Source organism: Candidatus Binatia bacterium (assembly GCA_029243485.1).
GTDB lineage: Bacteria > Desulfobacterota > Binatia > UBA12015 > UBA12015 > VGTG01.
In genome coordinates this window covers 67,989-88,070 of sequence record JAQWRY010000085.1, presented here as the reverse complement: position 1 = coordinate 88,070, position 20,082 = coordinate 67,989, and the positions used below count along the sequence as shown (strand labels likewise).

Genomic DNA, 20,082 nt, shown 5'->3' with positions numbered 1-20,082 from the left:
CCACGATGAAACGAATCTTGCGGCTCGATTGGCGGCGGGTCCTGATGCTGCTCCTGGCAGCGTTCCTCGTCGGCGGCGTTGGTTTCGGCGCAAGCGACGGGTTCGCGGCGGACAAGCGAGACAAGCCCAAGCCGCAGACGAAGAAGGTGAAGGCTGTCGGGCAGTGGGCCTACAAGCGACTCAACGCGGCTCACGAGGCACTCGCCGAAGAGAAGTACGGCGAGGCCACGGAAGAGCTGAATGACATGAAGGGGAACTCGAAGCTCAACGAGCACGAGCAAGCCCTCATGTGGCAGACGTTCGGCTACGTTTACTCCGCGCAGGCCAAGTACAAGCAGTCCATCGATGCCTTCGAGAAATGCTTGGCGCTGGGTGGTCTGCCCGACGTCGCGCAGCTGAACACCCAGTATAATCTCGCGCAGCTGTACGTAGTTCGAGAGAAGTACAAGCAGGCCGCGGTGACGTTCGGGAAGTGGATGGCGGCGACGGAGAACCCTCCTGCCGAAGCCCACTACATGTACGCGATCCCTCTGCTCCAGCTCGGGCGGAAGAAGGAAGCTCTCGTGCAGGCCGAGAAGGCCCTCGCGAAGGCGAAGACCCCGAAGGAGCCGTGGTTGCAGTTGGCGCTGTCGTTGTACTTCGAGAACAAGCGCTACCGCGATGCGGCGGGTGTTCTCGAGATCCTCGTCACGCGATTCCCCAAGAAAGCCTACTGGATGCAGCTCTCGGCGGTGTACTCGGAGCTGAACCAGCACAAGAGGGCCCTCGGCGCCCTCGAGATGGCCTACCTCCAGGGCATGCTCAAGGACGACCGCGAACTCACGAACCTCGCGCAACTCTACCTCTACAACGAAGTACCCTACAAAGCGGCGCGCGTGCTCGAGAAGGCCATGGCCGAGGGGAAGGTGAAGGGCAACGCGAAGTCGTGGGAGCTCCTCGCCAACGCCTGGCTGAACGCGCGCGAACGCGACAAGGCGCTGCGCCCGCTCGAGAAGGCCGCGGCCCTTTCGTCGAAGGGCCAGCTGTACTTGCGCCTGGCGCAGGTCCAGATCGATCGAGAGCAGTGGGGCCCCGCACGCGGGTCGCTCGCGAAGGCTCTTTCGAAGGGAGGCCTGCCGGACCGCGGCGGCGCCCAATTCCTTCTGGGAATCGCGGCCGTCAGTGGCTCGCAGTGGACTGAGGCCGAGAAGGCCTTCGAGGCTTCGTCGGAGTACGAGGATCGTAAGGCGGCCTCGCGCGAGTGGTTGGCGCACATCGAGCAAGAGAAGGAGGCCGAGGCCGAAGAAGCGGCGGAGCTCGCCGCGGCCGCCGAAGCCGAAGCCGCTGCGGCGGCTGTTGAAGCCGCGACCGAAGAGGGCGTCACCGAGGTCATCGAACAAGACGTCGAACAAGAGGCGCCAGTTGCCGGCAAGGCGGCGTCCGTGCCGGTTGAGGACGGTGTTCCGGCTGCGGGCTGATCGGACCGCTCTGTTCCTGTTCCTGGCTGTCCTGGCGGGCGGCTGCGCGGCGGCGGTCAGGCCTCCCGGGGAAGGCTCCGCGAGCGCCGAGGCGGAAATGTCCGGGGCGGCAGGGGGCCAACCTCAAGCCGGCTTCCCGCCCCCGACGGGGAAGTGCATTTTCCTCGCCACGATCAACGACTGGAAGGCAGTGGACCCGTACCACTTGCTCGTCCGCACCCGGGCGACCGGGTGGCAGTGGGAGATCACGCTCGACCGTCGGTGCTCGGAGATCCTGTACGCCAATGCGCTGGAGTGGAACACTATCGACACGCGTGTGTGTGACTCTCGATCGGATTCGATCATAGTGCCGCGCAACCGGTGCACGATTGGCTCGATCCGCCCGCACGAAGAGCCTCCGAAGGTTCCCGACCCGCCGGCTTCGACTGGTGGTTGGTGACCGGCGGCGTGGGGGCTAAGCTCAAACCATGAGCCTGTTCTCACGAGAGCCTCGCATGCCCGCACCCGAGGACGCCCTCCCGGGTCGCTCCGAGATGATGCCGATTCCAGCCCGTCACTTCGTTCTGGATGCCGCGCTCGTCCCGCCGTTCCCCGAGGGAAACCAGTTCGCCCTGTTCGGACTTGGTTGCTTCTGGGGGGCCGAGCGGAAGTTCTGGGAGGCACCGGGCGTGTACTCGACGATGGTGGGCTACGCGGCAGGTGCGACGCCCAACCCGACCTACCAGGAAGTGTGCAGCGGCCACACCGGCCACAACGAGGTCGTCCGGGTGTCCTTCGACGCGACGTCCGTGAGTTTTGCGGCCCTGTTGAAGGTATTCTGGGAGAGCCACGACCCGACGCAGGGGATGCGCCAGGGCAACGATGTGGGAACGCAGTATCGCTCGGGCATCTACGTCTTTGGGGGCGAGCAGCGTCAGCAGGCGGAGGCGTCGCGCGAGGCGTTCCAGACGAAGCTGACCGAGGCAGGGCTCGCCAAGATCAGCACTGAGATCATCGACGCGCCGGAGTTCTACTACGCGGAGGAGTATCACCAGCAGTACCTTGCGAAGAACCCGGGCGGTTACTGCGGTCTCGGCGGCACGGGCGTTTCCTGCCCGATCGGCACAGGCGTCTAGTGCTAGTGCGCCGTCACGAGAGGTCCCCCTTCGCAGCGACGTCCGACGATCGACGAGAAGCTTCGCACGAGACGTCGACGGCGGTGTACTAGAGAGTGCGAGTCGTACTGGCGTCGGGTTCGCCCCGGCGTCGAGAGATTCTGGCTCGGATCGCGTACCCGTTCGACGTCTGGCCGGCCGACATCGACGAGTCCAGACGCCCCGCCGAAGCGGCGCACGATTACGTGAGCCGACTCGCAGCGGAGAAGGCCTCCGCGGTCGCGCCGTCGGTTCCTGATGCTCTCGTCGTGGGATCGGACACGTCGGTCGTGCTCGGAGACGAAATCCTCGGGAAGCCGGCGGACCCGGAGGACGCGGCACGGATGCTCGCTAGGCTGTCGGGGCGGCGGCACCAGGTGATGTCGGCCGTTGCGATCGTGCGTGGGGGCGACGTCCTGCGTCGGTTCGTCACGACGTCGGACGTGGCGTTTCGTGCACTCGCCGACACCGAGATCGAGAAGTACGTCGCGACGGGCGAGCCGCTAGACAAGGCGGGCGCCTACGCAGTGCAGGGCGAAGCGGGGCGTTTCGTTCTGGGGGTCGAAGGCTCCGTGACCGGCGTGATCGGATTGCCCTTCGAGGAGACGAGGGATGCGCTCGCGGAGTGCGGAGCCGACGAACTGTCGGAACTCACAGCGGATGCAGTCGCACTCCGGTTCCGTGCCGTGCGGGGTGAGATCGCCGCGCGGGCCGTTGCGTGCGGTCGTCCCTGGGATGCCGTGCGGCTGGTGACGGTCACGAAGGGGCACCCCGCGGAGAAGATGGCCGCCGCGATCGCCGCGGGAGCGGCGGACGTCGGAGAGAACTACGTTCAGGAGGCGCGCGCGAAGCGGGACGAGATCGGCGGGGAGGAGGCGCGCTGGCATCTGATCGGTCCGTTGCAACGGAACAAGGCGGCGGTCGCCGGAGATCTCTTCGACGTGGTTCACACGATTGACCGGGCTGAGACGGCCGAGGCACTCGCACGTCGGCTCCCCACGGACCGAGCCTCCATCGACGTGCTCCTTCAGGTGAACGTCGCGCGCGATCCTGCAAAGGCCGGCGTGTTGCCCGAGGCGGTGTCGGAGCTTCTCCAGCGCACCCGGGCGCTGGAACGTGTACGCGTCACTGGCCTCATGACGATCGGACGGGCCGGAGCCACTTCGGTCGACGTCGCCTCCACGTTTGCGGAACTGCGAGACCTCCGGGACGGCCTTCGTGCGTCGGGGCATGAGGCCGTCGCCGAGTTGTCGATGGGGATGAGCGGAGACTATGATGCCGCGATCGAACAGGGCGCGACCCTGGTTCGATTGGGGACGGCCATCCTTGGGCCCCGGCCTCCCCGCCAGGAGGCGGAACGCGCATGAAGACGATCGGATTCGTAGGGGCGGGCAACATGGCCCGCGCCCTTGGTGGCGGTATCGGAAAGCAGGCTGGAGCGGATTCTTTCTCGCTCGTCGCGACGGATCCGATTCCCGCCGCGGTGGAGAGCTTCGCGGACGAAACCGGTGGCCGCGGCGCCGCCGATATTCCTACGCTCCTGGCGGCGTCGGACGTGGTCGTGCTCGCGGTGAAGCCGCAAGTCCTCGCGGCCGTGATGGCGGATATGAAACCGCACATGGCACCGCGGCACCTCGTGATCTCGATCGTTGCGGGAGCGACCCTCGGTGGGATGGCGGAGGGCGTCGGAACCGACGCAAGGATCGTTCGAGCCATGCCGAACACGCCGGCACTGGTGCGGCAAGGGATGACGGTCCTGGTGGGCGGCCCGCACGCCACGTCGGATGATCTCCGGCTCGCCGAAGGGTTGTTCGCGGCGGTCGGCCGCGCTGTGATCGTGGACGAAGAGGCGCTCCTGGACGCCGTTACCGCGGTGAGTGGAAGCGGACCGGGCTTCCTGTTCGCCTACGCCGAGTCGATGCTCCAGGCCGCGGGAGCCGTCGGACTCCCGCCGGATCTCGCGGTTCAGCTCGTCCAGCAGACGATCCTCGGTTCGGCGGTCCTCTGGCAGGAATCTGCGGAAGGGGTAGACGTACTTCGACAGAGAGTGACGTCGCCGGGTGGGACGACGCAGGCGGGACTCGAGGCGCTCGCCGCCCGGGACTTCGCTGCGGCGGTTCGGGCGGCGATCGAGGCGGCGACTGCGCGCTCGCGCGAGCTGTCAGCGGGTTGAGCGGGCAGGGAGGCGGAGAGACGAGATGATCATCCTGAGCAACTTCCTCATGGCGGTGGCCATGGTGCTGAACACAGTGCTCGACCTGTACTGGTGGGTCGTGATCGGCAGCGCGATCCTGTCGTGGGTGAACCCGGATCCCTACAACCCGATCGTCCGCTTCCTGCGGAGGGCGACGGAGCCGGTCTACGCTCGGATTCGCAGGATTCTGCCCATCAACATGGGCGGAATCGACTTCACCCCGCTGATTGTTCTCCTGGCCATCGGGTTCCTACAGGCCTTCCTGGTGCAGACGCTCTACCAACTCGCGGCCGGGATGGGTGGACAAACGCCGTCCCAATTCCTACTCTAGATGGGCTGAAGCGAGGCGACCAATTCGATGCCAATCTACGAATATCACTGCGAAAAATGCGGCGAATTTGACGTGATGCAGAAAATCACTGCGAATCCGCTGCGCAAATGTCCGACCTGTAAGTCGAAGGTCAAGAAGCTGATGTCGAACACGGCGTTCCAGCTGAAAGGCACCGGCTGGTACGTGACGGATTACGGCAACAAGGGCTCCACGAAGAGCGCCGAGAATGCCTCGAAGTCGTCCGAGGGCAGCTCTTCTGACAGCAGCTCTTCTGACAGCAGCCCTTCTGACATCAGTTCCTCTGACAGCAGTTCGTCCGCAAGCAGCGGCTCGGACACCAACTCCAAGAAGAAGTCCAAGGGCAAAGGTAAGGGCGAGAGCGCCGCGGCTTAGGCCACGGTTCGTCCTTCCTTCGTTTTTCGCGAACTACGACGTCGCGGGCGGCTGGTCATGCGCGCTGGCTAGGAGCACGGTGAGCTCCCCGGCCCCTGGCAATCCCGAGGGATTACCAGGAGCCCCTCCTCAACGGGAAGCGCTGGTCAGGCTGCTGCGCTCTCGCGCGTCAGCTCAGTGACCCGCTTCTCGAGGTTAGACAGCTTGCGACGCAAGGCGTCTACTTCGCGAGTGGTCGCGATGTCGAACGACTTGGCTACTGTCTCCACCCCTTTGCGGAACTGGCCTTCGATGGTCTGAAGCTGCGTCCGCACCACCTCAGGGAGCTTTCCGAGTTCGAACTCTTCGGTCTGCTTTTCGAAGTTCTTCTGGGCTTCTTCGATATTGTTCCGGACCAGATTGAGTGTGCGCTCGGAGCGGTCACGGAAGTCGTCCGCGGTCTCGCGGGCGAACTGCACGGCCTGGTCGTTCAGGTCGCGGGCCTGGTCGATGGCCTTCTCAAAGGGGGTCCAGATCGTCTCGTCAGTATTTTTGCTCATCGGTTCTATCCTCCGAGGATTATGTTAACACGTCGCGTCATGATCGCAACAGATTATTTACGCAGTGCGTCGATTTGGCCCGGAGGCCCGTATTTGCTAGCTCATATCCGTGCTTCCCTATGCCCGCCCCTCCATCACGGAGGCTGAAATCCGCGAAGTTGAGGAGTGCCTGCGATCGGGCTGGCTGTCGACCGGGCCTCGCACGCAGCGCTTCGAGGAAGCCCTGGCGGCCTACACGGGCACTCCCCACTGTGTCGCCACGAGTTCCGGAACGGCGGCGCTCCACGTGGCCCTGCTCGCTGCGGGCGTGAAGGCGGGGGACGAAGTCATCACCACGCCGATGACGTGGGTTGCTACTGCAAACGTCGTTCTACATATCGGCGCCGTACCCGTCTTCGCAGACATCGAACCGGCGACCCTCAACATCGACCCGGCTCGGGTGGCCGACGCGATGACGCCGAAGACCCGCGCGATCATGCCGGTCCACTATGCGGGTCTGCCTTGCGATGAGGACACCCTGCTGGAGATCGCCCGGCAAAGGACGGGCGTGGCGCTCGTCGAAGACGCTGCGCACGCGCTCGGAGGTTCCTACAAGGGGCGCCCTATCGGCTCGATCGGCGACGTCACGATGTTCAGCTTCCATCCGGCGAAGAACCTCACGACGGGCGAGGGTGGCGCGCTCGTCACGAACGATCCCGAGCTCGCCGCGCACGCGCGTCGGCTTCGGTATCACGGGATCGACCAGAGCCCGGAGAATCGCTTCGGGGGTCGGGGACCCGCCGGGTACGACGTGGTGGAGGCCGGCTTCAAGTACAACATCAGCGACCTGCAGTCGGCGATCGGCCTGCATCAGCTAGCCAAGCTCGACGAGCGCAACCGTCGCCGCGCGGAACTCGCGGCGCTCTATCGTGAGCAGCTTCCGTCGGTCGAGCATGTGGCTCCGCTCGGCGACGCGCCGTACGAGTACGGCCATGCATGGCACATGATGGTCGTGCGCGTCGACACGGACGCCCTGACGCTCGACCGCGACGGGGTCATTCAGGCGCTGCGTGATCGCGAGGTCGGTGCGGGCGTGCACTTCGTGCCGCTGCATCTGCAGACCCTCTATCGGGACCGCGCGCGAGACGAAGACCTTCCCGTTGCGACCGGTGCTCATCGGCAAATCGTGACGCTTCCGCTCTTCCCGGACATGCGCGACGAGGATGTGACGTTCGTGATAGACGTGCTGCGAGACGTGATTCGTCAGCACGTTCGGGCAGCAGGCTGAAGGGCGCGAAGTGAGCGAGAAAGCGGTGGCAGGGAGCGTGGGAAATCAGCTTGAGGGCCGACCCGAAGTTTCGATCGTGGTGCCCGTCTTCAACGAAGAGGGAACCCTGCGCCACCTGGTAGGCGAGCTCTTTCGCGTGATGGGAGGCGAGAGCTTCGAACTCGTCCTCGTGAACGACGGGTCGAAGGATGCCACGGGCGAGATCCTCCTCGAACTGGCGCACGTCCATCCCGAGATGGTGGTCGTCGAACTCTCGCGGAACTTCGGACAGCACCCGGCGGTCGTAGCCGGCTTCTCCGTGGTACGTGGCAAGTACGTCATCACGCTCGATGCCGACCTGCAGAACCCGCCCGAAGAGATTCCCCGCCTGCTCGAGCAACTGCGTGCCGGCCACGACGTCGTCGGTTCTGTGCGAGAGAACAGGCAGGACCCCTGGCTTCGCAAGCAGGTATCGTCTCTTGTGAACACGGTGACGACGGCGAGCATGGGCGTCGGCATGAAGGACTACGGCTGCATGCTGCGCGGCTATACGCGCGAGGTCGTCGAGGAGATCGTCGAACTGGCGGAGCAGGCAGCGTTCATTCCAGCGCTCGCCATGATGCTTGCGAGCAATCCGGTCGAGATCGACGTTCGCCACTACGAACGCGAACAGGGCAATTCGAAGTACTCGCCCTTGCGACTCATGCGTCTCGGCTTTGACCTGATCACCGGCTTTTCGTTGCTGCCGATTCAGCTCGTGAGCGTCGCAGGTTTCTTCATCGCGATCGCGGGGGGCGCGCTGTCGGCCTTGCTCTTTGCCCGCCGCATCATCTTGGGTCCGGAGAGCGAGGGGATTTTCACCCTGTTCGCGATTCTGTTCGCGTTCATGGGAGTGCTGCTGCTGGCCGTCGGTCTCGTCGGTGAGTACGTCGGGCGGATTTACGCCGAGGTTCGTCGGCGCCCGATCTTTCGGATCCGCGAGGTGATTTCGCAGCCCGCCGGGTCCGACGAAGTCGACGACGCGCAGTGAGAGCCGTCGTCTGCGCCTACGGTGAAGTCGGCCATGCATGCTTGGGAGAGCTACTCGCGCTGGGGACCAACGTTGCTTTGGTGGTCACGCATGAGGATTCGCCGAATGAGAAGATCTGGTTCTCGTCGGTTCGCGACTTGGCGGTCTCGTCTGGCGTCGAGGTCGTCATGCCCGACGATGTGAATGCGCCGGAAACGCTCGCCGCGATTCGAGACGTCGCACCCGAGTATCTCTTCTCGTTCTACTTTCGGCAGATGATGGGCCCCGAACTACTCGCGTTGCCGTCCCGGGCCGCGCTCAACATGCACGGCTCGTTGCTCCCGAAGTACCGCGGGCGCGCGCCGGTGAACTGGGTTCTCGTGAACGGCGAGGCCGAAACCGGCGTGACTCTCCATCACATGGACGAGAAGCCGGACCACGGGGGCATCGTGTCGCAGCGTCGCGTCGCGATCGGCCGCGAGGACACGGCGCAGAGCCTCACCCAGAAGCTCGCCGCGCAGGCGTCGATGATCCTGCGGGAGGTTCATCCACAGCTCTACAAGGGTACTGTGCCCTGCGTCGAGCAGAACCACAGCCAATCGACCTACTTCGGAGGGCGGCGGCCCGCCGACGGACGGATCGATTGGAGCCGACCCGCCGAGGAGATTCGAAACCTCGTCCGCGCCGTGACCGACCCGTGGCCCGGGGCGTTCTCGCATGTGCAGGGGCGAAAATTGCTGGTGTGGGCCGCGGACACGCGCCCGAGTTGGGCCGGCTCCCAGCCGGGAGACGTGTTCGTCGACCGGGAAGGCTCTCCTCTGGTAGCCACCGGGGACGGCGCTCTGGAGCTTCTCCACGTCACATGGGATGGGGAGTCTCGACGGAGCGGCCGGGAGTGGGCGCAGGGTGCGGCGATGGACGCCGGTGCTCGATTCGATGATGAGCCGCAGCACGATGCGGCAGGAGGTGGGATTTGAAGGTATTGATCACGGGGGGCGGCGGGTTCATCGGATCCCATCTCTCCGAAGAGCTGCTCTCGCGAGGACATGAAGTCTTCATCCTCGAGCCCGGTGGCACGACGAAGGTCCGTCATCTAATCGGGCACCCGAAGTTCCGGGTCGTCCGCGACAGCGTGATGGACATGGGCATCCTCGACTCGCTGGTCTCGCAATGCGAGCTGGTCTTCCACCTGGCCGCGGTGGTCGGCGTCGAGCACTACGTCGGCGATCCGTACCAGGTGTTGAACGTCAACGTGAACGGCACGCAGAACGTTCTGAAGACCGCGTTCAAGTACGGACGTAAGGTCGTCTTTAGCTCGACGTCCGAGGTGTACGGCCGCAACCCAAACCTGCCGTGGTCCGAAGACGACGATCGCGTGCTCGGCTCCACGCGCATCGATCGCTGGTGCTACTCGACCTCGAAGGCGGTCGGCGAGCACTTCTGCTTCGCCTACAACAAAATGGGTCTGCCGGTGACGATCATCCGGTACTTCAACATCTTCGGTCCGCGCCTCGACAAGCTCGATGCCGGTCGCATCATCACGATTTTCATGGGGCAGCTGCTGCGGAACGAGCCACTCACGGTGATCGGGGATGGTCTGCAGACGCGCTGCTTCACGTACGTGACCGACGCGGTTACCGCGACGGCGAACGCTGGACTCCAGGACAACACGAACGGCGAGATCTACAACATCGGTACGGACGTCGAGACGTCGATCCTCGACCTCGCGAAGGTCATGATCGAGATCTCGGGCAGCAAGAGTGATATCAAGTTCGTCAAGCAGCAAGAGGTATACGGAGAGAGTTATGAGGACATCGGCCGGCGCGTTCCAAACGCGGCGAAGATGAAGGAGCAGCTCGGCGTCCAGGATCTCGCGAAGCTCGAAGAAGGACTGCGGCAAACCATCAACTGGTTCCGCAACGAAACCCAGTGAAGCCGGAGGCCGCCTTCGTGCTGAAGGTCGACGTGGATACCCACGTCGGTCTGCGCGAGGGCGCGCCGCGCTTGCTCGATCTCTTCGCGAAGCACGGCATTCGCGCCAGCTGGTTCGTTACGATGGGCCCTGACCGAACGGGACGCTCGGTTTTGCGGGTCTTCAAGCAGAAGGGCTTCCTCAGAAAGATGATGCGAAGTGGGGCGCCGAGCCTCTATCCGCTCTCGACGATGCTTCGTGGAACCCTCCTCCCATCGGTGCCCGTGGTAGCCAACCAACCCGAGCGGCTCGTGGAGATCGAGAACAGCGGCCACGAACTTGGGATTCACGGTTTCGACCACGTCTACTGGCATGACGATCTCGCCCTCATGGCGGCGGACGAGGTGAACGCCGAAGTGGGACGGGCTGCGACCCTGTTCGAGGAAATCCTCGGGCGGAGCCCGGACTGCTTCGCCGCGCCCGGTTGGCAGTGCACGGCGGACAGCCTTCGGGCGACCGACGCACTCGGGTTGCGTCACCGGAGCGATACCCGGGGAACGGCTCCGTACCGCCCGCGTGTCGACGGCTACGAGTCGCCGACGCCGGAGATGCCGACGACACTTCCTACGCTCGACGAGATCCTCGGCCGCATCGGAACGACGAACGAAGAGCTCAACGCGGCATACAAGGGGTGGATCGATCCCGGTGCGCTGAACGTGCACACCATCCACACCGAGGTGGAAGGCTCCGCCTACCTTGGGCAGCTGGATTCGCTCCTCGAACGCGTGCGGGACCAGCTGCCGGTGCGCACGCTCGGCGAGGTCGTGACGGGACTCGGTCCCGCAGCGGACCTCCCACTCGGCTCCGTCGCCCCCGGGCGCCTGCCGGGGCGAGGCGGCACGGTCGCGTGTCAGGTTGCCGGGTGACGGCCCGTAACCAAAAGCTCGTCGCTTTCCTCGGTCTGCTCGTGCTCGCCGTGCTCTATCTCGCCGAGATTGGCGGCTACCCGCTTCAGGATCCCGACGAAGGACGCTACGCGGAGATTCCGCGAGAGATGATCGAGAGCGGCGACTGGGTGACGCCGAAGCTGAACTACGTCGTCTATTTCGAGAAGCCACCGTTGTTCTATTGGCTGGTCGCGCTCTCGTTCGAAGCGTTCGGCACGAGCGCAGGTGCCGCGCGTGCCGTTCCGGCTCTCGCCGGAATCCTGACGGTCGTGATGACGTTTTTCCTGGGCCAACACCTGCTCGGACGCCGCGGGGCGCTCTTCGGAGCCGGGATCCTCGCGAGCAGTCCGATCTTCTTCGTCCTCGCCGAAGCGCTCACGATCGATATGGTGCTCACCGCCTGCATGACGGCGACCATGGCCTGCTTCTACGGTGCATCCGTCTCCGAGAAGAAGAGCGGCTGGGTCGCCGCCGTCGCGATCAGCGCGGCGCTCGGAGTGCTCGCGAAAGGCCCGGTGGGCCTGGTCCTCCCGGGACTCGTCGCGCTCGTGTTCCTGCTCTGGCGACGGGACTGGTCGACGCTGGGATCCCTGCTCCGACCGACCCCGATCCTGCTCTTCGTTGCGATCGTCGTCCCGTGGTTCGTGCTGGTTTCCCAGGCCAACCCCGAGTTCCTGCACTTCTTCTTCGTGCGGGAGAACTTCCAGCGATTCACCGCGGAGGTCGGCCACCCCGAAGGGCCGTTCTATTACATTCCGGTTCTGCTGGGCGGTCCGCTGCCGTGGACGGCGTTGGCCATCGGGCTGGCGTGCACGCGCGAGGGACGTGCCTGCTTCAAAGAAGTCCCGAGCGACGCGCGCTTCTTCCTTCTGCTGTGGGGCGTCGTGATCATCGCGTTCTTCACCGCTGCGAGCTCGAAGCTTGCGACCTACATCCTGCCCGCGCTGCCCCCCTTGGCGTTGGTGGCCGGCGGATGGCTCGACCGCGTGGTGGAGCGAACGAAGCTGGCTGCTCGGGTCGCGCGTTGGCTCGGCACGCTCATGTTCGTCGTCGGTCTCATCGCCCTCGCGGCGGCGGCCATCGGTTGGCCCCTGGAGTCGAGGTTCGCGCAGGCGTTCGGCGGGAGCGTGGACGACGTGTCAGCGATCGTCGGGGCAGTGGCACGAACCGGCCTCGCGTTCGGCGCGTTCGGCTTCTTCGTTGGACGCTCGCGGTTCGGTGGCCAGCAAACGGCGGCGACCGCGATGACGCTTCTGATCTTGGGTGTCGGACTCGGCGTGTTCGGGGCGCTGCCGGGGCGTCAGGTCGTGAAGACGTCAGAGGAACTCGCGCAGGTGGTCGACGCCGAGTACCGCGACGGCGATCTCGTCGTGCTCTACAGGAAGCTCTGGCAGGGGATGCCGTTCTACACGCAACGGCGGGTCGGCCTGATCCGCAGCTACGGCGAGGTCTGGCACGGCGTCTCGATCTCCCCCGAGCGCGAAGAGTACTACTGGGCGGATCTCGAGCCCCTCATTCGCGAGTGGAATTCGGGCCGTCGGGTCTTTGTCTTGACCAATCGGGATCTGGTCCCGGAAATCGCCAAACGCGTCGATTCCGACCCGAGGCTGCTCGGTCGGGACCGCCACCGGGTCGTGGTGGTCAACTTCCCGGCAACCGGGGATGGCGAAGGGCCAGCGGCCGGGGTACCACAGGGGGACGGCTCGCCTTCGGGGGGCCGGAGCGGAGGATGAGATGGCCAATCTGAAATGTCCGGTCTGCGGCTGCATGATCGCTGTCGATCGGGGCATCCGCCTCGGAAGCATCGTTTACTGCTGCCAGCCCTGCGTGGACGGCGAGCCCTGCGAGTTCGGCTGCACCAACGAGATGGACCCGGCCAAGGGTGCCGGCGGCGTCGGCAATATCGTCCATGAACCCGGCTTCACCCTCCGCAACATCCAGTAGGGGACTCCAAGAAGAATCTGCCTAAGGCCGGGGAGTTTTCGGGAGTCGACGTGGGCGGCCGGGTGGCGGAGGGACCTTTCCGTCGCTAGAGTACCCGGGTTGTGAGGATCAGTTAGAGGGGACCATGGCGACCGAAACAAAAGAGCAGTTTCTCCACCAGGATGGCCGTCCGGGTGGGTCGGACCTGCGAGACTCGTTCTTTACGTCTCGCTACGAGGACGCTCTGGCGTGGGCGCGGAAGTTCGCGTTCTTCCAGTACCCCTTCGTCACGGCCTGCTGCGGGATGGAATACATGTCCGTCACGGGCCCGAGGTTCGACACCGATCGATTCGGGCTGACCCTACCGCGGTTCACGCCGCGCCAGTCGGATCTCCTCCTGGTCGTCGGCACGATCACGCACCGGCAGGCGCCCGTATTACGTCGCGTGTGGGAGCAGATGGCGGATCCCAAGTGGGTCATGTCGTTCGGTAACTGCACGAATACCGGCGGGCCCTACAACAACTACGCGGTGGTCCAGGGGATCGACAGCATCGTTCCCGTCGACATCTACGTTCCCGGCTGCCCGCCGCGGCCCGAAGCGGTCATCGACGGACTACTCAAGCTGCAGGAACGCATCCGCCGCGAGCGAAGCGATCGCCCCGTCGAGAACATCCACGGACAGCAGCCGGCGCTGGACTTCCAGGCAGGAGCGCCCGTGCGTATGTCCCCAGGGCAGGTCAAGATTCACGATGTCTGACCGGAACGCTGGTTCGAAGTTCGAGAATCCCGTCACGCTCAACATCGACGGCCGGGAGATCGTAGCCGAGAAGGGCGACATGCTCCTTCAGGTGGCGCTCGATAACGGCATCGAGATTCCGCACTACTGCTACCATCCGAAGCTCTCGATCGATGGCAGTTGCCGCATGTGCCAGGTGAAGACCGGCGCGCCGAAGCTCGCGATCGCCTGCAACACTCCCGTCGGTGACGGGATGGAGGTCGACACGCAGTCGGAAGAGGTCGCGAAGGCTCGCCGCGGAGTGATGGAGCTTCTGCTCATCAACCATCCGCTGGATTGTCCGATCTGCGACCAAGCCGGCGAGTGCTACCTGCAGGACTACTCGTACGGATACGGCCGCGAGGACGCGCGCACGTCGAGCCCGCGCCGCAAGGGCCTGAAGCGCCATCCGATCGGCCCCCGCGTCGTTTTCGACCAGGAACGCTGCATCCTCTGCCGACGCTGCGTCCGCTTTACCAACGAGATCTCCAAGACCGACGAGCTTGGTGTCTTCGGGATCGGGGATCACTCGCACATTGGCACGGCGCCCGGGCAGCCGCTCGACAACGACTACTCGATCAACACCGCAGACATATGTCCCGTTGGCGCGCTCCTCTCCGAGGACTTTCACCACAAGCGCCGCGTGTGGTTCCTAGAGGAAACGCAGAGCGTCTGTCCGAGCTGCTCGAACGGCTGCAACGTGAAGCTCGGGATGTTCAAGAACGAAATTCAGCGACTCGTTCCTCGCCGTAATGACGACGTGAACGAAACCTGGATGTGTGATCACGGTCGCCTGCACTACGCGTTTGCTCAGGACGAGACACGCGTTCGCGATGCGACCGTGCGCAGCGAGCCGACAAATGGCGCCACGCCGGTCGTCTCGACCGACGAGGCCCTCGCAGCCGCGTCCGCTCGAATCCGAGCCGTCATCGATGAGCATGGCGCCGGCGCCGTCGGTATTCTCGGCTCGGGCAGCCTCACGAACGAAGAGCAGTATCACCTCGCCGCGCTTGCGCGTGATGCCATCGGCACTCCGAACGTCGACGTCGTCGTCCCGATGGGCGATGCCGATGGCTTCCTGATCCAGGCCGAGAAGGTCGCAAACGCCCGCGGCGCCCGAGAGATGGGTGTCGTCCCGGGCGAAGGAGGCTCCGACGTCGCCGGGATCCTCGCCGCCGCCGCGAGTGGCGACATCAAGCTTCTCTACGTCGTGGGCAGTGAAGCCCTGGCGGAAGTCGCCGAGGACGAAGCTCTCCACAATGTGCTCGACAACGTCGAGACACTGATCCTGCAGGACACCAACCAGGCTCCGTGGGCGGACAAGGCTTCGGTCGTGCTTCCCGGACAGGTCTGGGCGGAGAAGGACGGCACGTTCACCAATCACGCGGGCCGCGTCCAGCGCGTCCGACGGGCCATGACGCCAGCTGAAGGATCCTACTGCGACGGCGGCCTGTTCACGCGCCTCGCGGCCTTGCTCGCCGGTGGCGACCCGGCAAGTGCGCGCTTCGACGCGCGGGCGACACTCGCCGAAGTCGCTGCGAAGGTGTCCGGTTACGAAGGTATGAGTTTCGAGCGCCTGGGCAGCTTGGGAGTCCTCGTCGGTGAAGCGGCTCCGCCGCCTGCACCCGCGGAGACGGAGGAAGGCTCGGCTGCCGCCGAGCCTGGGTGAGGCGACAATCATGGCAAGCCGCGTCGTCAAAGTAGATCGAGCCGCCATTGCCAAGATGGCAGGCCCGTTCTCCATTCGGGCCATCATGGTCGGACTGCGTGTGACCTCACGTCACTTCTTCCGGAATCTCTGGGGTTGGATCATCGGCAAGCCGACGGTCGCGACCATCATGTATCCAGAAGAGGACGTCGTGAAGCCGCCTGCGTTCCGCGGGATGCCGGTGTTGGTCGAGATGGACAACGGCAAAGAGCGTTGTGTGGCCTGCGGTCTTTGCGAGTGGGCCTGTCCGGTCGACTGCATCCACATCGTCCCCGACGAGACCGAAGATGCAATCGAGCGTTACCCGCAGGTCTTCGACATTGATATGGGGCGCTGCATGTACTGCGGGCTATGCGAAGAAGCCTGTCCGGAAGAAGCGATCGTCATGAGCGATCGCGTCGAGATCGCCGCGTTCAGTCGAGCCGGCACGTTGTGGCACAAGGACGACCTCCTTGTGCCGGTCGATAGCCTGGCGCGCCGCCTCGAGTACGTGCGGCGAAGCTACGAGCGTTGAGTCGGAAGGGAGCGAAGGTCCTTTGAGTGACGTCGACGAGCCGACGGTCGAGAAGAGCGCGGAGCAGAGCGCGCCCGAAGATCCGTTGCTGCAGAGCCTGCGCGACAAATTCGGCGAGGCTGTCCTGGCGACGCACTCCTTCCGCGGCGACCGCACGGCGGTTCTCGATCGTGGATCGCTCGTCGATGCGTGCTCTTTTCTGCGCGACGATCCGGTGAATGCTTTCGACATGCTCGTCGACGTGACGGCGGTCGACTACCTCGGTCGCAAGCCGCGCTTCGAGGTCGTCTACCACCTGCTCTCGATACAGAAGAACCACCGCTTGCGCCTGAAGGTTCCCCTGGAAGAGGATGACGCGAAGGTGGCCAGTGTCGTGCCCGTCTGGTCCGGCGCGAACTGGCTCGAGCGCGAAGCGTGGGACCTCTACGGCATCCAGTTCGACGGCCACCCAGACCTGAAGCGGATCTATCTCTACGAAGAGTTCGAAGGTCATCCGCTGCGTAAGGACTACCCCAAGGAAAAGAGACAGCCCCTCATCGGTCCGGGAGCGCCCGTGGGCGCCAATGCCGACAGCGGCGAGTCCCGCAGCTAACGCGAGTCCTAGATCATGGCAGAGCAGGAGCAAAAGACCGCCGAGGAGAGCACCGACCGGCTCGACATTCCGTTCGAGCCGCTCGAGATGAAACTCGGCCCGTCGCACCCCGCGACTCACGGCACGGTTCGGATGAACCTTCGCCTCGACGGTGAGACCGTTCTTAGCGCCGAGGTCGAAGTGGGCTATCTCCACCGCGGCTTCGAGAAGGAGTGCGAGAGTGGGCTGTACTACCAGGCCTTCCCGTATACCGACCGGCTGAACTACGTCTCGCCGATGATCAACAACGTCGGCTACGCACTCGCGTGTGAGAAGCTGTTCGACGTCGAGGTCCCTGAGCGGTGTCAGTACCTCCGGGTCATTGCGAGCGAAGCGTCGCGCATCGCGGATCATCTCACGTGTATGGGCGCTTGTGCGCTCGAACTCGGTGCGTTCACCGCGTTTCTTTACGCGGTCGAGGCTCGCGAGAGCGCCTGGGACATCCTCGACACGATGTGCGGCGCCCGCGTGACGTGCAACTACGTCCGGATCGGCGGCGTCTCAAACGACATCGGCCCGGAGTTCGCGGCGCTTGCCCGCGAGAAGATGGCCGAAGTGGCTCGCCTCCATACGGACTTCGAGGATCTGCTGCTTGCGAATCCGATCTTCCGAGATCGGATGGAGGGGACCGGAGTCCTGCCGAAGGAAGAGTTGATCGCTCTCGGCGTCACGGGGCCGTTGCTCCGAGCGGCCGGTGTGCCGCTCGATCTTCGACGCACCGACCCGTACCTCGTCTACGACCGAGTCGACTTCGATGTTCCGGTCGGCGAGTCCGGCGACAACATGGATCGCTTCCTCGTTCGATGCGAAGAGGTCCGGCAAAGCGCCCGGATGGTCGAGCAATGCCTCGGCGAACTGCCGGGTGGCCCCGTCGACCTCGACGATCCGCGCGTGCGCCTTCCCGCAAAGGCGCAGGTCTTCTCGCGGATGGAGCAGCTCATTTCGCAGTTCAAGCTCGTCACCGAGGGGCCTCGGCCGCCGGTCGGCGAGGTCTATCAGGCTGTCGAGGGTGGCAACGGCGAGTTGGGTTTCTATCTCGTCAGCGACGGAAGCGGGAAGCCCTACAAGTGCCGTGCCCGCTCGCCCAGCTTCTCGAATACGCAGGCGATGTCGCCGATGGTCGAGGGGGGAATGCTTGCCGACGTGATCCCGACGTTCGACATGGTCAATATGATTGGGGGCGAATGTGACCGCTGAGCCGGCCGCCGTGGCCCCGGTTCTTCCTAAGGCGCTTCGCGAGAGGATCATCGCGGAATTTCCGAAGTACCCGGAAAAGCGCGCGGTACTCCTGTCCGCGCTGCACTTCGTGCAGGACACCTTCGAGGGCTGGATCCCGAAGGAAGTCGTGCCGGAAGTCGCGGACCTCCTCGAACTCAAGCCGATCGAAGTGTGGGAAGTCATCCACTTCTACGCGATGTTCAACTCTGAGCCGGTGGGTCGTTGCCACCTGCGTGTGTGCACGAACCTCTCGTGCTGCCTGCAGGGGGCGCGCGGGATCATGGGTCAGCTCGAAAAGATGCTCGCAGTTCGCCCGGGAGAAGTGACCCCGGACGGGAACTTCTCCGTCGGCGAAGTCGAGTGCCTGGGGTCGTGCGGCACTGCTCCGGTGATCCAGGTGAACAACGAGCGCTACCGCGAGAACCTCAGCGGGGACGACCTGCTGGGATTGCTCGAAGAATTGCGCGCCCGGCTCGCGGCGCAGGATGCTGCGAAAGACGGGGAGGGTTAGGGCATGACGGAACAGCTCCGACTCCTGCTCCCGCCCGAGGGCGAGGACTGGACCTCAATCGAGAAGTACAAGCAGAACGACGGTTACGAGGCCGCGGCGAAAGCGCTGCAGTCGATGAAGCCGGAGGACATCGTGGAAGAAGTGAAGTCGTCCGGGCTCCGGGGCCGCGGCGGTGCGGGCTTCTCCACCGGCATGAAGTGGAGCTTCCTGCCCAAGGACGGCCGGCGTCCTCGCTACATCGCCTGCAATGCGGACGAGAGTGAGCCGGGCACCTTCAAGGATCGCCAGATCCTCGAGCGGAACCCGCACAAGCTGATCGAAGGTCTCCTGATCGCAGCCTGGGCCAACACGATCGACGCTGCCTACGTGTACATGCGCGGAGAGTATCGTGGCGCCTTCGAAACCCTGACGGGAGCCGTCGAAGAAGCGCGCGCGGCCGGGTATCTCGGGAAGAACATCCTCGGCAGCGGTCTCGACTTCGACGTGTTCGTGCACCGTGGCGCCGGCGCCTACATCTGCGGCGAAGAGACGGGCCTGATGGAGTCCCTCGAGGGCCGCAAGGGCCAACCGCGCAAGCGACCGCCGTTCCCTGCCGTGTCCGGGCTCTGGAAGCAGCCGACCGTGATCAACAACGTGGAGAGCATGTCCCACGTCCCGCACATCGTCTTGAAGGGCTCCGACTGGTTTAAGGGGATCGGCAAGGAGAAGAGCACCGGAACGACGATCTTTGGTGTGAGCGGCAACGTGATGAAGCCGGGTGTGTACGAGCTGCCGCTGGGCGTTCCGTTGCGCGAGATCATCTTCGAGCACGCCGGAGGCCTCCGACCCGGGCGCACGCTGAAGGCCGTCATTCCCGGCGGTGTGTCGATGCCGGTTCTCACCGCCGAGATGGCGATGGAAGTCGAGATGGATCACGACAGCCTGCAGAAAGCAGGGACGCTCCTCGGCACCGGTGCGATCATAGTCATGGATGATCAGGCCTGTCTCGTGCGAGCCGCCATGGTGATCGCACGGTTCTTCCGCCACGAGTCCTGCGGTCAGTGCACGCAATGTCGTGAGGGAACGGGCTGGCTGCACCAGCTGACGAAGTCGGTCGAGGCCGGCACGGCGACGATCCAGGACCTCGACACGATCGATGAAGTCACGAGCTTCATGGAGGGACACACCATCTGCGCTCTCTCCGACGCAGCTGCGTGGGGGACCGGGTGGTTCCTGCGGCGGTTTCGGGGCGAGTTCGAGGCGCACATCGAGCACGGCGGCTGTCCTCTCGACGGCGTGTCCTTCGATATCTGAGCGGAGACGGAGCCATGGCCGAGACCGAGATCGATACCAAACAGGAAGCCGTATTGAGCCGAAACGAGATCGTTCGGCTGTTCGGCACCCCCGACCACACGGTCGGAAGCGTGAACGAGCCGCGACTCACGACCGAACACGGGATCGAGTTCAACGAGAAGTGGGTCTACGACAAGCCGCGTCACGAGCCGAGTCGGCCAAGGCAGCGGCTTATCTATTGGCAGCGTTACGACCTGGTCGGCGCCCTGCGGGTAGAGCAGGACGGGCATCTCGTCCCGGAATCGCCCGCAGAACTCCGTTCCAGGGCCTGATTCCGCCCACCCCGCCGGTGTCGGGAAGGCGGCGCCT

The 20,082-nt window shown here is 64.6% G+C and carries 23 protein-coding genes and 1 pseudogene; 23 read left to right on the top strand and 1 reads right to left on the bottom strand.

Annotated features, from left to right (window positions below):
- Positions 1-5: 5 nt before the first annotated feature.
- The 8 genes and pseudogenes from P8R42_24620 to P8R42_24585 all read left to right on the top strand — a co-directional run bounded on the left by P8R42_24620 (position 6) and on the right by P8R42_24585 (position 5,508).
- Positions 6-1,457, top strand: coding sequence for a tetratricopeptide repeat protein (locus P8R42_24620; GenBank protein MDG2307776.1), 1,452 nt, complete (start codon positions 6-8; stop codon positions 1,455-1,457).
- Positions 1,438-1,896: a DUF6491 family protein gene (locus P8R42_24615; protein ID MDG2307775.1), complete on the top strand. Its 459-nt coding sequence runs from the start codon at positions 1,438-1,440 to the stop codon at positions 1,894-1,896. Before P8R42_24620 ends, P8R42_24615 begins: the two co-directional genes overlap by 20 nt.
- A gap of 28 nt (positions 1,897-1,924) precedes the next feature.
- On the top strand, positions 1,925-2,572 hold the full coding sequence (gene msrA / locus P8R42_24610; GenBank protein MDG2307774.1) for a peptide-methionine (S)-S-oxide reductase MsrA: 648 nt from the start codon (positions 1,925-1,927) through the stop codon (positions 2,570-2,572).
- Positions 2,573-2,667: 95 nt separating this feature from the next.
- Positions 2,668-3,222: pseudogene (locus P8R42_24605) on the top strand (Maf family protein).
- A gap of 54 nt (positions 3,223-3,276) precedes the next feature.
- Positions 3,277-3,957: a YggS family pyridoxal phosphate-dependent enzyme gene (locus P8R42_24600; protein MDG2307773.1), complete on the top strand. Its 681-nt coding sequence runs from the start codon at positions 3,277-3,279 to the stop codon at positions 3,955-3,957.
- The gene (gene proC, locus P8R42_24595) at positions 3,954-4,763 is read left to right on the top strand and encodes a pyrroline-5-carboxylate reductase (GenBank protein ID MDG2307772.1); all 810 of its coding nucleotides are present in this window, start codon (positions 3,954-3,956) and stop codon (positions 4,761-4,763) included. The genes P8R42_24600 and proC overlap by 4 nt, the downstream gene beginning before the upstream one ends.
- A 25-nt stretch (positions 4,764-4,788) precedes the next feature.
- Positions 4,789-5,115 carry a YggT family protein gene (locus P8R42_24590; protein MDG2307771.1) on the top strand — a complete coding sequence of 109 codons (327 nt, stop codon included), beginning with the start codon at positions 4,789-4,791 and terminating at the stop codon, positions 5,113-5,115.
- Between the two features lie 27 nt (positions 5,116-5,142).
- Positions 5,143-5,508 carry a zinc ribbon domain-containing protein gene (locus tag P8R42_24585; protein MDG2307770.1) on the top strand — a complete coding sequence of 122 codons (366 nt, stop codon included), beginning with the start codon at positions 5,143-5,145 and terminating at the stop codon, positions 5,506-5,508.
- Positions 5,509-5,654: 146 nt separating this feature from the next.
- Here the strand turns inward: P8R42_24585 and P8R42_24580 are convergent, their stop codons facing one another.
- Positions 5,655-6,047, bottom strand: coding sequence for a hypothetical protein (locus P8R42_24580; protein ID MDG2307769.1), 393 nt, complete (start codon positions 6,045-6,047; stop codon positions 5,655-5,657).
- Positions 6,048-6,156: 109 nt separating this feature from the next.
- On the opposite strand from P8R42_24580, the gene P8R42_24575 reads away from it, so the two are divergent.
- The 15 genes from P8R42_24575 to P8R42_24505 all read left to right on the top strand — a co-directional run bounded on the left by P8R42_24575 (position 6,157) and on the right by P8R42_24505 (position 20,045).
- Entirely contained in the window at positions 6,157-7,314 is a 1,158-nt protein-coding gene (locus tag P8R42_24575) for a DegT/DnrJ/EryC1/StrS family aminotransferase (GenBank protein ID MDG2307768.1), read from the top strand.
- 10 nt (positions 7,315-7,324) lie between these two features.
- Positions 7,325-8,323, top strand: coding sequence for a glycosyltransferase (locus P8R42_24570; protein MDG2307767.1), 999 nt, complete (start codon positions 7,325-7,327; stop codon positions 8,321-8,323).
- Positions 8,320-9,279, top strand: a complete 960-nt coding sequence (locus P8R42_24565) for a formyltransferase (GenBank protein MDG2307766.1) — start codon at positions 8,320-8,322, stop codon at positions 9,277-9,279. Before P8R42_24570 ends, P8R42_24565 begins: the two co-directional genes overlap by 4 nt.
- On the top strand, positions 9,276-10,235 hold the full coding sequence (locus tag P8R42_24560) for an NAD-dependent epimerase/dehydratase family protein (GenBank protein ID MDG2307765.1): 960 nt from the start codon (positions 9,276-9,278) through the stop codon (positions 10,233-10,235). Before P8R42_24565 ends, P8R42_24560 begins: the two co-directional genes overlap by 4 nt.
- Positions 10,232-11,140: a polysaccharide deacetylase family protein gene (locus P8R42_24555; protein ID MDG2307764.1), complete on the top strand. Its 909-nt coding sequence runs from the start codon at positions 10,232-10,234 to the stop codon at positions 11,138-11,140. The genes P8R42_24560 and P8R42_24555 overlap by 4 nt, the downstream gene beginning before the upstream one ends.
- Complete coding sequence (locus P8R42_24550) at positions 11,137-12,894, top strand: phospholipid carrier-dependent glycosyltransferase (GenBank protein ID MDG2307763.1); 1,758 nt, start codon at positions 11,137-11,139, stop codon at positions 12,892-12,894. Before P8R42_24555 ends, P8R42_24550 begins: the two co-directional genes overlap by 4 nt.
- Before the next feature lies 1 nt (position 12,895).
- Positions 12,896-13,105 carry a hypothetical protein gene (locus tag P8R42_24545; GenBank protein MDG2307762.1) on the top strand — a complete coding sequence of 70 codons (210 nt, stop codon included), beginning with the start codon at positions 12,896-12,898 and terminating at the stop codon, positions 13,103-13,105.
- Positions 13,106-13,229: 124 nt separating this feature from the next.
- Complete coding sequence (gene nuoB / locus P8R42_24540; GenBank protein ID MDG2307761.1) at positions 13,230-13,841, top strand: NADH-quinone oxidoreductase subunit NuoB; 612 nt, start codon at positions 13,230-13,232, stop codon at positions 13,839-13,841.
- The gene (locus P8R42_24535; protein ID MDG2307760.1) at positions 13,834-15,528 is read left to right on the top strand and encodes a 2Fe-2S iron-sulfur cluster-binding protein; all 1,695 of its coding nucleotides are present in this window, start codon (positions 13,834-13,836) and stop codon (positions 15,526-15,528) included. Before nuoB ends, P8R42_24535 begins: the two co-directional genes overlap by 8 nt.
- Before the next feature lie 10 nt (positions 15,529-15,538).
- Positions 15,539-16,081 carry an NADH-quinone oxidoreductase subunit I gene (locus tag P8R42_24530; GenBank protein ID MDG2307759.1) on the top strand — a complete coding sequence of 181 codons (543 nt, stop codon included), beginning with the start codon at positions 15,539-15,541 and terminating at the stop codon, positions 16,079-16,081.
- Between the two features lie 22 nt (positions 16,082-16,103).
- Positions 16,104-16,673: an NADH-quinone oxidoreductase subunit C gene (locus P8R42_24525; protein MDG2307758.1), complete on the top strand. Its 570-nt coding sequence runs from the start codon at positions 16,104-16,106 to the stop codon at positions 16,671-16,673.
- Positions 16,674-16,688: 15 nt separating this feature from the next.
- The gene (locus tag P8R42_24520) at positions 16,689-17,909 is read left to right on the top strand and encodes an NADH-quinone oxidoreductase subunit D (protein MDG2307757.1); all 1,221 of its coding nucleotides are present in this window, start codon (positions 16,689-16,691) and stop codon (positions 17,907-17,909) included.
- The gene (locus tag P8R42_24515; protein ID MDG2307756.1) at positions 17,899-18,441 is read left to right on the top strand and encodes an NAD(P)H-dependent oxidoreductase subunit E; all 543 of its coding nucleotides are present in this window, start codon (positions 17,899-17,901) and stop codon (positions 18,439-18,441) included. Before P8R42_24520 ends, P8R42_24515 begins: the two co-directional genes overlap by 11 nt.
- Positions 18,442-18,444: 3 nt before the next feature.
- The gene (gene nuoF, locus P8R42_24510; GenBank protein ID MDG2307755.1) at positions 18,445-19,734 is read left to right on the top strand and encodes an NADH-quinone oxidoreductase subunit NuoF; all 1,290 of its coding nucleotides are present in this window, start codon (positions 18,445-18,447) and stop codon (positions 19,732-19,734) included.
- A 14-nt stretch (positions 19,735-19,748) separates the two neighbouring features.
- Positions 19,749-20,045 carry a hypothetical protein gene (locus tag P8R42_24505; protein ID MDG2307754.1) on the top strand — a complete coding sequence of 99 codons (297 nt, stop codon included), beginning with the start codon at positions 19,749-19,751 and terminating at the stop codon, positions 20,043-20,045.
- Positions 20,046-20,082 lie beyond the last annotated feature (37 nt).